This is a genomic window from Streptomyces sp. CB03234 (genome assembly GCF_001905885.1).
GTDB lineage: Bacteria > Actinomycetota > Actinomycetes > Streptomycetales > Streptomycetaceae > Streptomyces.
On sequence record NZ_LIYH01000005.1, the window covers coordinates 410,233 to 422,228 of the forward strand.

9 protein-coding genes and 1 pseudogene are annotated in these 11,996 nt (G+C 71.1%); 7 read left to right on the top strand and 3 right to left on the bottom strand.

The features are described from left to right. Positions 1–286: 286 nt before the first annotated feature. The 4 genes from AMK26_RS23230 (at position 287) to AMK26_RS23245 (ending at position 4,504) form a co-directional block, all read left to right on the top strand. A complete protein-coding gene (locus AMK26_RS23230; RefSeq protein ID WP_073756648.1) occupies positions 287–1,279 on the top strand; it encodes a pirin family protein in 993 nt (330 codons plus the stop codon). A 216-nt stretch (positions 1,280–1,495) separates the two neighbouring features. After that, the gene (locus tag AMK26_RS23235) at positions 1,496–2,533 is read left to right on the top strand and encodes an AI-2E family transporter (protein WP_073756649.1); all 1,038 of its coding nucleotides are present in this window, start codon (positions 1,496–1,498) and stop codon (positions 2,531–2,533) included. 81 nt (positions 2,534–2,614) lie between these two features. Next, positions 2,615–3,433 (top strand): class I SAM-dependent methyltransferase, encoded by an 819-nt coding sequence (locus AMK26_RS23240; protein ID WP_073756650.1) that lies wholly within the window; start codon positions 2,615–2,617, stop codon positions 3,431–3,433. Between the two features lie 108 nt (positions 3,434–3,541). Continuing rightward, positions 3,542–4,504 (top strand): IS481 family transposase, encoded by a 963-nt coding sequence (locus AMK26_RS23245; RefSeq protein ID WP_073756651.1) that lies wholly within the window; start codon positions 3,542–3,544, stop codon positions 4,502–4,504. Here the strand turns inward: AMK26_RS23245 and AMK26_RS23250 are convergent. Beyond that, positions 4,501–6,585, bottom strand: coding sequence for an ATP-binding SpoIIE family protein phosphatase (locus AMK26_RS23250; RefSeq protein ID WP_073756652.1), 2,085 nt, complete (start codon positions 6,583–6,585; stop codon positions 4,501–4,503). The two genes, AMK26_RS23245 and AMK26_RS23250, sit on opposite strands and share 4 nt — an antisense overlap. 122 nt (positions 6,586–6,707) lie before the next feature. Between AMK26_RS23250 and aspS the strand changes: the two genes are divergently transcribed. Then, on the top strand, positions 6,708–8,474 hold the full coding sequence (aspS, locus tag AMK26_RS23255; RefSeq protein WP_073756653.1) for an aspartate--tRNA ligase: 1,767 nt from the start codon (positions 6,708–6,710) through the stop codon (positions 8,472–8,474). A gap of 56 nt (positions 8,475–8,530) precedes the next feature. On the opposite strand, the gene AMK26_RS23260 is transcribed toward aspS, so the two are convergent. Further along, complete coding sequence (locus AMK26_RS23260) at positions 8,531–9,631, bottom strand: alkene reductase (RefSeq protein ID WP_073756654.1); 1,101 nt, start codon at positions 9,629–9,631, stop codon at positions 8,531–8,533. Between the two features lie 66 nt (positions 9,632–9,697). Between AMK26_RS23260 and AMK26_RS23265 the strand changes: the two genes are divergently transcribed. Further along, positions 9,698–10,072: a MerR family transcriptional regulator gene (locus AMK26_RS23265; RefSeq protein ID WP_073756655.1), complete on the top strand. Its 375-nt coding sequence runs from the start codon at positions 9,698–9,700 to the stop codon at positions 10,070–10,072. Positions 10,073–10,089: 17 nt separating this feature from the next. On the opposite strand, the gene metG is transcribed toward AMK26_RS23265, so the two are convergent. Further along, positions 10,090–11,697 carry a methionine--tRNA ligase gene (gene metG, locus AMK26_RS23270; protein ID WP_073756656.1) on the bottom strand — a complete coding sequence of 536 codons (1,608 nt, stop codon included), beginning with the start codon at positions 11,695–11,697 and terminating at the stop codon, positions 10,090–10,092. An 80-nt stretch (positions 11,698–11,777) separates the two neighbouring features. Between metG and AMK26_RS38720 the strand changes: the two are divergent. After that, positions 11,778–11,972 (top strand): annotated as a pseudogene (locus AMK26_RS38720) (hypothetical protein); the annotation flags it as partial. Positions 11,973–11,996: the final 24 nt, after the last annotated feature.

Here is an 11,996-nt window from a genome sequence, read left to right on the forward strand (position 1 = left end):
AGTCGGTGCGCCGGACGCCGGGGCGCGGGCGGCGCGGTCTTTCGGACACGGGCTTCCTCACTGCACTCACTGCACTCACTGGCACTCGCTCGCACTTACTGATCGCTACGGATCGCTACGGATCGCTGCGATGTCGCTTGCAGTATCACCGAGCGCGTCGGGGGTACCGCGTGCGGGTGTGGGCGGGAATGGGTGGCCGGGGAGCCGTGTTCCGGTGGCAGGAAGTTCAGTGTTCAACTAATCTGGGGGTATGCCGCCCGGAGGGGCGGCCCCGAGGAGGACCGTCATGCCTGCCGTAACCGTCGAGAACCCGCTCACCCTGCCGCGCGTCGACACGCCCGCGGGTACCGTGCAGCGCCCGGTGCTGGCCGTGACCACCGCACCGAGCGGCTTCGAGGGGGAGGGCTTCCCGGTGCGCCGCGCGTTCGCCGGGATCAACTACCGCTACCTCGACCCGTTCATCATGATGGACCAGATGGGCGAGGTGGAGTACGGCGTCGGGGAGGCGAAGGGAACGCCGTGGCACCCGCACCGCGGCTTCGAGACCGTCACGTACCTCATCGACGGCACCTTCGTCCACCAGGACAGCAACGGGGGCGGTGGCACCATCCGCAACGGCGACACCCAGTGGATGACCGCCGGGTCCGGGCTGCTGCACATCGAGGCGCCGCCGGAGAACCTCGTCATGTCCGGCGGCCTCTTCCACGGGCTCCAGCTGTGGGTCAACCTGCCCGCCAAGGACAAGTGGATGGACCCCCGCTACCAGGACATCCGCGGCGGCCAGGTCCAGCTCCTCACCTCCCCCGACGGCGGCGCGCTGCTGCGCGTCATCGCCGGCGAGCTGGACGGGCACGAGGGCCCGGGCATCACGCACACCCCGATCACCATGATCCACGCGACCCTGCGCCCCGGCGCGGAGGTCACCCTCCCGTGGCGGCAGGACTTCAACGGCCTCGCGTACGTCCTCGCCGGGCGCGGTTCCGTCGGGGGCGAGCGGCGGCCCGTCCACATGGGCCAGACGGCCGTCTTCGGCGACGGGGGCTCGCTGACCGTCCGCGCCGACGAAAAGCAGGACGGCCACACCCCGGACCTGGAGGTCATCCTCCTGGGCGGGCAGCCGATCCGGGAGCCGATGGCGCACTACGGCCCGTTCGTCATGAACACCCAGGCCGAGCTGCGGCAGGCCTTCGAGGACTTCCAGGCCGGCCGCCTCGGCCGTATCCCGGCGGTCCACGGCATGCAGGACGGCACGGGCCACGAAATCACCCCGGGCGCCTGAACGGACCCGGTACGGGCCGGGCGGCCCGTGACGGCTCGGTGGCCGTGACGCCCCGGTGACCGCGACGGGCCGGCCAGCCCCCGCCCGGCCGCCCCGCCCCCGCCCGGCCGGTGGCCGTAACGCGGCCCCCGCCCCCGACCGCGCGGCCCTGACTGGGTGTCACCCGGCCGGGCCCGTCCACGGGCGGGGCCCGGGTGGGCGTGGTGGCGTGGTGGGGTGCACACGCTGCCCGAGCCCGTCCGCCGCATCGCCGCCTGGTGCGTGGTCATCCTGCTCGTCACCGGCGTGGCGGCGGTCGGCGTGTGGCTGTGCGTGACGTTCCAGACCGCCGTCACGCCCGTGCTGCTCGCCCTGCTCGGGACCGCGCTGCTCGGGCCGCTGTACCGGCGGCTCGTCGCCATGAAGGTCCAGCGGTCCCTGGCCGCCGGGCTGACCTGCGCGGCCGTGGTCGCCGTCGTCGGCGGCGCCACGTACATCGTGGTCGCCGCGCTCATCGACACCGGCGACCAGATCCTCACCTCGCTCCGCCGCGCCGCCACCGACCTCGCCCAGCACTTCGGCGCCGCCGGCACCTCCCTCGACGACCTCGCCGCCAACGCCAGGGACCTCCTCGGGAGGTTCGGCAGCACGGCGGCGACCGGGGTGATCAGCGGGCTCAGCGTCGTCGGCGAGGTGATCGCCATGGCCGTCCTCGCCCTGCTCCTGGTCTTCTTCTTCCTCCGCGACTCGGGCCGCGCCATGCGCGCCCTGCGCGGCCTCGTGCCCCGCGGCAGCGCCGACCACGTCGAGGCCATGGCCCGCCGCGCCTTCGGGGCCGTGGAGGGCTTCATGCGCGGTACGACGTTCATCGCCCTCATCGACGCGCTCCTCATCACGGCCGGGCTGCTCATCCTGCGCGTCCCGGGCGCGGTCGGGCTCGGCGCGCTCGTCTTCGTCGGCGCGTACATCCCGTACCTCGGCGCGTTCATCTCCGGAGCCGTGGCGATCCTGGTGGCGCTCGCGGACCGGGGCGTCGTCATCGCGCTGTGGGCGGTCGGCGTCGTGCTCGCCGTACAGCTCATCGAAGGGCACGTCCTCCAGCCGGTGATCCAGAGCCGTACGGTCCAGATGCACCCGGCCGTCGTCATGCTCGCCATCACCGCGGGCGCGTCCGTCGCCGGGATCCTCGGCATGCTGCTCGCCGTGCCGCTGACGGCCGCCGCGTTCGGGGTGGTCGGCGAGCTGCGCAGGCTGTACGCGGCGGGCGGTACGTAGGCCGTGTCCCGGACCGCCGCCGGCCCGGCACCCGGTTAGCATCCGCGACAGGGGGCAGCCCGGGCACGTACGGAGGCCGTCATGCAGGAGCAGAAGCACCAGACACCACGCGACCCACGCCTGCTGAAGAACCGGTCCCGGATCGGCCACAAGGTGCGGTACGCGGTGACGCACCCGCAGCGGGTGGTGCCCCACCTGCGCCGGGCGGCCCGCAACGCGCGACTGCGGCTGAAGCACGGCGGCGACCACATCGCGTACTACCGGGCCGTCATGGCGTCCGACACCGCCCGCAGCCCGGAGGCCGCGGTGGGCGGCCGGCCGTCGCACGCGCGCTGGCTGGCCATCGGGCAGATGCAGTACGACTACCTCGTCGAGCACGGGCTGCGGCCCGAGGACCGGATGCTGGAGATCGGCTGCGGCAACCTGCGCGCCGGGTGGCGGTTCATCGAGCACCTGGAGCCCGGCCACTACTACGGGATCGACATCTCGCCCGACATCCTCATCGAGGCGAAGAAGACCCTCGTACGGTACGGACTCCAGCGGAAGATGCCGTACCTGACGCCCGTCGACAACCTGAAGCTGGACTTCCTGCCCGACTCCTGGTTCACGGTGGTCCACGCGCACAGCGTGTTCTCCCACTCGCCCCTGGAGGTCATCGACGAGTGCCTGGCGCACGTGGGCCGGGTCCTCGCCCCCGGCGGCTTCTTCGACTTCACGTACGACCGCACCGAGGGCCGTGAGCACCAGGTGCTGGGCGAGGACTTCTACTACCGTACGGAGACGCTGGTGCGGCTGGCGGAGAAGCACGGTCTGGCCGCCCACTTCATGGACGACTGGGAGCGCCTGCCGCACGGCCAGTCCAAACTGCGCCTCACGCACCCGGTGGCGGCCACGGCCTAGGTGTGCTGTCCGGAGACGTTGGTGACACGCGTGCTGGGTTCTTGAACGGGTGAGGGCCTCCGGGTTCGGTGTGGATTGCGACATCTGCACCGATCCGAGGAGGCCCTCGTGCCCCACCGTAATGCCCCGCTGACCGAGACCGGGCGTCTTCGGCTGGCCCGCTGTGTCGTCGAGGACGGCTGGCCGCTGCGCCGGGCAGCGGAGCGTTTCCAGGTCAGCCACACCACCGCCGCCCGCTGGGCCGGCCGCTACCGGCAGTTCGGCGTCGCCGGAATGAGTGACCGCTCCAGCCGGCCCCACCACCAGCCCCGACGGACGCCGGCCGAGATCGAGACGGAAGTGGTCCGGCTCCGCCGCGAACACCGCATCGGTCCGCTACGGCTGGCCGTCCGGTGCCATATCGCGGCCTCGACCGCCCACCGCATCCTCGTCCGCAACGGCCAGCCGCCCCTGGCGGCTCTGGACCGGGCCACCGGCGAACCCGTTCGCCGCTACGAACGCGCCCGACCCGGCGAACTGGTCCACATCGACGTCAAGAAGCTTGGGAGAATCCCCGACGGCGGCGGCCACAAAGTCCTCGGCCGGGCGGCCGGCAGCCCGCACAAGGACCGGGTTAACGGCGCTGGATACGCCTACCTGCACACCGCCCTCGACGACCACAGCCGGATCGCCTACACCGAGGACCTGCCCGACGAGACCGCCCCGACCTGCGCAGGTTTCCTGGCTCGGGCCACGGCCTACTTCGCGTCCCTGGGCATCCGCATCGAACGGGTCCTGACCGACAACGCCTGGGCCTACAGCAAGAACACCTGGCGCGACACCTGCCGCGACCTGGGCATCAGCCCCCGCTGGACCAGGCCCTGGCGGCCCCAGACCAACGGCAAGGTCGAACGCTTCAACCGCACCCTGCTGGACGAGTGGGCCTACGCACGGCCCTATCGGTCAGAGACCGAACGCCGCAAAGCGTTCCCACAGTGGCTGCACTCCTACAATCACCACCGCGGACACACCGCCCTGAAAGGGCAACCACCCGCCAGCCGCGTCCCCAACCTCACAAGGCAATACACCTAGGGTTCCCCGTCCCGGTCCTCGTGCAGCTCGAACCAGATCGACTTGCCCTCGCCCCTGGGGTCCACGCCCCACTCGTGCGCCAGCATCTCCATCAGGATCAGCCCGCGCCCCGACGACGCCATCTCGCCCGGGCGCCGCCGGTGCGGCAGCTCGTCGCTGGCGTCCGCGACCTCGACGCGCAGCCGCCGCTTGCCGTGGTCGCCCCTCGCCTCGGCCACCAGCAGCGCGTCGCCGTCGGTGTGGACGAGCACGTTGGTGACCATCTCGGAGACCATCAGGACCGCCGAGTCGACCTGCTCCGCGTCCGCCCAGTCGTGCAGCAGCTCCCGCAGGTGCGCCCGGGCGGCCGCGATCCGTTCCGGCTCGGCCTGCGCGACGGTCATCGCGGTACGCCGGGCCGCGGCCGTCCGCAGCGGCCCGGCGGTCCGGGACAGCAGCAGGACCGCGATGTCGTCCTCTCGGCGGTCGGCGAGCGGACCGGTGGTGTGGTGGGAGCCGGGCCCGTGCACGGCCTGGACCAGGTTGTCGGCCAGCACCTCCAGCGACTCGCCCTCGGTGTCGTGCCGCTCCAGCAGGGTGCGGATGCGGGTCCAGCCGGTCTCCAGGTCGTGGCCGCCGGTCTCCAGGAGCCCGTCCGTGCAGATCATCAGGGTCTCGCCGGGCTCCAGGGTGAGCCGGGTCGTCGGGTAGTCCGTGTCGGGGACGATGCCCAGCGGCAGGCCGCCCGCCGTCGGCCGCAGCATCACCGTCCCGTCGGCCATCCGGATCGCCGGGTCGGGGTGGCCCGCCCGCGCGATGTCGAGCGTCCCGATCGCCGGGTCGACCTCCAGGTACAGGCAGGTCGCGAACCGGGCCGCCCCGTGGTCGCCCTCCGCCCCGTCCGTGATCCCGTACAGGAAGCGGGACGCCCGGGACAGCACCGCGTCGGGGCGGTGGCCCTCCGAGGCGTACGCGCGCAGCGCGATCCGCAGCTGGCCCATCAGCCCGGCCGCCCGCACGTCATGCCCCTGGACGTCGCCGATGACAAGCGCGATGCGTCCGCCGGGGAGCTGGATCATGTCGTACCAGTCGCCGCCGACCTGGAGCCCGCCGCCGGTCGGGACGTACCGCGCGGCGACCTCCATGCCGGGGATCGCCGGGCCCAGGACCGGCATCATCGTGCGCTGCAGGCCCAGCGACAGCTCCCGCTCCGACTCGGCGACCCCGGCGCGGGCCAGCGCCTGCGCCAGCATCCGGGCCACGGTCGTCAGGACGGACCGTTCGTCGGGCGTGAACGGCACCGGGTACGTGAAGGCGGCCATCCAGGCGCCCATGGTGCGCCCCGCGACGATCAGCGGCAGGAACGCCCACGACTCCCTGCCGAAACGTTGCGCCAGAGGCCAGGTCGCCGGGAAGCGGGCCCGGTACTCCTCCGGCGACGGCAGATAGATCGCGCGCCCGGTCCGTACCACCTCCGCCGCCGGATAGTCGGTGTCCAGCGGCATGTCCGAGAACGGACCGTCGTCGCCCGCGTTGTGCCCGTGGTGGCCGATGATCGTCAGCCGGTCGCCCGAGACGCCGAAGACCGCGAGCCCGTCCGGCGAGAACCCGGGCATCGACAGCGACGCCGCCACCCGCAGCACCTCCGCCGTCGACCGCGCCTCCGCCAGCGCCCGCCCCGCGTCCAGCAGGAACGCCTCGCGCGAACGGCGCCAGTCCCCCGTGACCGGCGTACGGGCGGCGGTACCCGGCTGCGGCTCGGCGACCTCCTGCAACGTCCCGACCAGCTGGTAGTCGGTGCCCTCGACCAGCGGCTTCGACCGGCTGCGTACGGTACGGATCACCCGCCCGCTCTCGTCCATGATCCGCAGCCGGGCCTCGGCGAGGGTGCCCTCCGCCACGGCGAGGTTCACGATCCCGTCGATCTCGTTCCAGTCGACCGGGTGGAAGCGGGAGCGCACGGCGGCCTCGGTCAGCTCGGCCGGCTCGGCGGGCAGCCCGAGCAGCCGGGCGGCCTCCGCGTCGAGGGTGACGATCCCGGATGCGTTGTCCCAGCGCCACAGGCCCGTCGCGATGGCGGCCAGGACGTCCTCGGTGCGCATTGCCCCACTCTAAGAAGATGAACGGATCAACCGCCACCGAGCTGCGCCCCGGCGATCCCGGCAGGCCCGGTAACCTTGACGAGTCGAGCCAAACCCTCTCCCCCAAGACTGGATGAACGACGATGCATCGGTACAGGTCCCACACCTGCGGCGAGCTCCGCGCCTCTGACGTCGGCACCGACGTCCGGCTGAGCGGCTGGCTGCACAATCGGCGCGACCTGGGCGGCATCCTCTTCATCGATCTGCGCGACCACTACGGCATCACGCAGCTCGTCGCCCGTCCCGGCACCGCCGCGTACGAGGCGCTCGACAAGCAGACCAAGGAGTCGGTCGTCCGCGTCGACGGCAAGGTCGTCTCGCGCGGTGCCGAGAACATCAACACCGACCTCCCCACCGGCGAGATCGAGGTCGAGGTCTCCGACGTCGAGGTCCTGGGCGCGTCCGCCCCGCTGCCGTTCACGATCAACACGGACGACGGCGTCAACGAGGAGCGGCGCCTGGAGTACCGCTTCCTCGACCTGCGCCGCGAGCGCATGCACCGCAACATCATGCTGCGTACGGCGGTCATCGCCGCCATCCGCCAGAAGATGACGGCCCTCGGCTTCAACGAGATGGCGACCCCGATCCTCACCGCGACCTCCCCCGAGGGCGCCCGTGACTTTGTCGTCCCGTCCCGCCTGAACCCGGGCAAGTTCTACGCGCTGCCGCAGGCCCCGCAGCAGTTCAAGCAGCTGCTGATGATCTCCGGCTTCGACCGGTACTTCCAGATCGCGCCCTGCTTCCGCGACGAGGACGCCCGCGCCGACCGCTCGCCGGGCGAGTTCTACCAGCTCGACGTCGAGATGAGCTTCGTCGAGCAGGAGGACGTCTTCCAGCCGATCGAGAAGCTGATGACGGAGCTGTTCGAGGAGTTCGGCGGCGGCCGCCACGTCACCTCGCCGTTCCCGCGGTTCCCGTTCCGCGAGGCGATGCTGAAGTACGGCTCCGACAAGCCGGACCTCCGTGCCCAGCTGGAGCTCGTCGACATCACGGACGTGTTCGCCGACTCCGAGTTCAAGGCGTTCGCGGGCAAGCACGTCCGTGCCCTGCCGGTGCCGGACACGGGCGACCAGCCGCGCAAGTTCTTCGACGGCCTGGGCGACTTCGCGGTCGAGCAGGGCGCGAAGGGCCTGGCCTGGGTGCGCGTCGGCGAGAACAACGCCCTCACCGGCCCGATCGCCAAGTTCCTCACCGAGGAGAACGTCAAGGTCCTCACCGAGCGCCTCGGCCTGGAGCCGGGCCACGCGATCTTCTTCGGTGCGGGTGACTTCGACGAGGTCTCCAAGATCATGGGCGCGGTCCGCGTCGAGGCCGCCAAGCGGGCCGGCCACTTCGAGGAGGGTGTGTTCCGCTTCTGCTGGATCGTCGACTTCCCGATGTACGAGAAGGACGAGGAGACCGGCAGGATCGACTTCTCGCACAACCCGTTCTCCATGCCGCAGGGCGGCCTGGAGGCCCTGGAGACCCAGGACCCGCTGGACATCCTCGGCTGGCAGTACGACATCGTCTGCAACGGCGTCGAACTGTCCTCGGGCGCCATCCGGAACCACGAGCCGGACATCATGTTCAAGGCGTTCGAGATCGCCGGCTACTCGCGCGAGACCGTCGAGACCGAGTTCGCGGGCATGCTCCGCGCCTTCCAGTACGGCGCCCCGCCGCACGGCGGCATCGCCCCGGGCGTGGACCGCATCGTCATGCTCCTCGCCGACGAGCCGAACATCCGCGAGACGATCGCCTTCCCGCTCAACGGCAACGCGCAGGACCTGATGATGGGCGCGCCGACGGAGCTGGACGAGGCCCGCCTCAAGGAGCTGAACATCGCGCTGCGCAAGCCGGTCGCGGACAAGTAGATCCGTACGAGCGAGGGCCCCGGAACCGTGTGCACGGTGCCGGGGCCCTTCGCTGTTCACACGGCCAGCGTGGGGTAGTCGGTGTATCCGGTCTCGCCGCCCACGTACATCCAGCCCTCGTCCCGCAGCGGGTTGAGTGGCGCGCCGGTCCGCAGCCGTTCGACCAGGTCGGGGTTGGCCAGGAACGCGCGGCCCAGCGAGATCAGGTCGGCACCGGCGGCCAGCAGCCGCTCACCCGCCTCCTTGCCGCCGTCGGCGGGCAGCGGCCCGCCCCAGCCCAGGTTCGGATTGGCGACCAGGCTGCCCGGCCAGGCCTTGCGGACCTCCTGGAACAGGGGCTGGTCCGGGTCGGCGAACACGTAGTGGAGGTACGCCAGGCCGGTGTCCGCGAGGGCGTCGACGAGCGCGGGGTAGATGTCGTCGGTGTCGCCCTCGTCGATGCCGTTGACGGTGACTCCCGGGGAGACGCGCAGGCCCACCCGCTCGGGTCCGACGGCCGCGGCGACCGCCCGCACCACCTCCACCACGAACCGGATCCGGCCGGCGACCGAACCGCCGTAGGCGTCGGTGCGGTGGTTGGTGTTCCGCGCCATGAACTGGTGCAGCAGGTGCCCGTTGGCCGCGTGCACCTCCACTCCGGCGAAGCCGGCGTCGACGGCGTTGCGGGCGGCGGTGGCGAAATCGGCCACGGTGGACCGGATGTCGTCGAGGGACATCGCCTTCGGTACGACGGCGTCCTTGCGCCCGCCGGGGGTGTGGATGGTCTCCGGCAGCGGAACCGGCGACGGCGCCACCGGCACCAGCCCGCTGTTGTCGGGGTGGCCGGCCCGGCCGCCGTGCTGCAACTGCACGAACATCCGCCCGCCCGCCGCGCGTACCGCGTCGGTGACCTGCCGCCACCCGGCCACCTGGGCGTCGTCGTGGATCCCGGGGATGTTGGGGTAGGTCTGCCCCACCGCGTTGGGCGTGGTCGCCTCGGCGATGATCAGCCCGGCGGAGGCGCGCTGGGCGTAGTACGTGGCCATGACCGGCTGCGGGACACCGTCGGCGCCGGCCCGGTTGCGGGTCAACGGGGCCATGACCAGGCGGTTGGGCAGGGCCAGGGCGCCGAGCCGGGCGGGCTGGAACAGGCGGGACTTCTCGGGTGTGTTCGTCATGTCGGTACGGTAGGAGTTGACATCAGTGTCAGGTTCAAGTCCCTTTTCCGGCACCCGAGGTGAGCCATGCGGATCGGCGAACTGTCCCGTCGTACAGGCGTGAGCGAACGCTCGCTGCGCTACTACGAGATGCAGGGCCTGCTCACGGCCGACCGCACCCCGGGCGGCCAGCGCACCTACGGCGACTGGGCCGTCGACCGGGTCATCCGCATCCAGGCCCTCTACGCGGCCGGCCTGCACAGCAAGAAGATCGCCCAGCTCCTCCCCTGCATGCGGGACGCGGACGGCGGCCCCTCCGAGATCGCCACCGCCCGCCTGGTCGCCGACCTCACCACCGAACGTGACCGCATCGACCGCCTGATCGCCGACCTGCTCCGCTCCCGCGACGTCCTGGACGAGGCGATCGCCACGGCGTCGGCGTCCCCGTTGCCGTCCCGGTAACGTCCGGGGAAGGGCGATCAGTCCTTCTTCGGCTCCTCCAGGCGCGGGAAGAGGACCGCGCCCTTGGTCACCGTGGCCCCCGGGGGGAGTTGGCCCCAGGTGGCGGCGGACTGGACGCGCTGGTCGGCGAGGGGGCCGAGGGCGGGCTCCGCGCCGAGGGAGGTCCAGAGCTGCTGGGAGGTCTCCGGCATGACCGGGTTCAGGAGGACGGCGACCGCGCGGAGCGACTCGGCGGCGGTGTAGAGGATCGTCGCCAGGCGGGCGCGGCCCTCGTCGGACGTGTCCTTGGCGACCTTCCAGGGCTCCTGCTCCGTGATGTAGCCGTTGACCTGCTTCACGAAGTCGAAGATCGCCAGGATGCCGCCCTGGAAGTCCAGCTCGTCGCCGATCCTCCGGTCCGCCTCCGCGACCGCCTTGGCCAGGCCGTCGTGGATGGCCTGCTCGGCGTCACCGGCGGCCGTGGCCTCCGGCAGGGCGCCGTCGAAGTACTTGCCGACCATCGCCGCGACGCGCGAGGCGAGGTTGCCGTAGTCGTTGGCCAGCTCGGAGGTGTAGCGGGCGGTGAAGTCCTCCCACGAGAAGGAGCCGTCGCTGCCGAACGCGATCGCCCGCAGGAAGTACCAGCGGTAGGCGTCCACGCCGAAGTGCGAGGTCAGGTCCTGCGGCTTGATGCCCGTCAGGTTCGACTTGGACATCTTCTCGCCGCCGACCATCAGCCAGCCGTTCGCCGCGATCTTCCCCGGCACCGGCAGGCCCTGCGCCATCAGCATCGCCGGCCAGATCACGGCGTGGAAGCGCAGGATGTCCTTGCCGACCAGCTGGACGTTCGCCGGGAAGGTCTCGTCGAACTTCGCCGGGTTCTCGTTGTAGCCGACGGCGGTCGCGTAGTTCAGGAGCGCGTCGACCCACACGTAGATGACGTGCTTGTCGTCCCACGGGACCGGGACGCCCCAGTCGAAGGTGGAGCGCGAGATGGACAGGTCCTGAAGGCCCTGCTTCACGAAGTTCAGGACCTCGTTGCGGGCCGACTCCGGCTGGATGAAGTCCGGGTTCGCCTCGTAGTGCTCCAGGAGCTTCGGGCCGTACTCGCTCAGCTTGAAGAAGTAGTTCTCCTCCTTGAGGATCTCCACCGGCCTCTTGTGGACGGGGCACAGCTCGGTGCCGTCCTCCGCCTCGATGAGGTCGCCGGGGAGCTTGTACTCCTCGCAGCCCACGCAGTACGGGCCTTCGTACCCGCCCTTGTAGATCTCACCCTTGTCGTACAGGTCCTGCACGAACTCCCGGACGCGGTCCGTGTGCCGCTTCTCGGTGGTACGGATGAAGTCGTCGTTCGCGATGTTCAGGTGCTCCCAGAGGGGCTTCCAGGCCTCCTCGACGAGCTTGTCGCACCACTCCTGCGGCGAGACGCCGTTCGCGTCGGCCGTGCGCATGATCTTCTGACCGTGCTCGTCCGTGCCGGTGAGGAACCACACCTTCTCGCCGCGCTGGCGGTGCCAGCGGGTGAGCACGTCGCCTGCGACGGTCGTGTAGGCGTGGCCCAGGTGAGGAGCGTCGTTGACGTAGTAAATGGGGGTCGAGACGTAGTACGCCTTCGTCCCCTGCTTCTCGGATCCAGTGGCCGCCATGGTCGAAATCCTATCGGGCGGCAAAAGCCGTCCTCATTTCCGTTCACAGAGGGAGACGGAGGCGGAGACGTTCGCGAAACGTGGGGGGATGGAGACGACTGCGGCGTGCCGGATTCGCCGTCGAGACCGTCCACACCGTCCACACCGTCTACACCGTCTACACCGTCTACAGCGGGGACGCGGCCCTCGCGTACCTGGGTCTGTACGACTACGACGCCGGCGTCCTGGACCACGACCTGCCGCGGGTGGCGGCCGGGCGCTGCGCCGCCGAAGGGCCCGCACTCGCGACACCAGCTCCG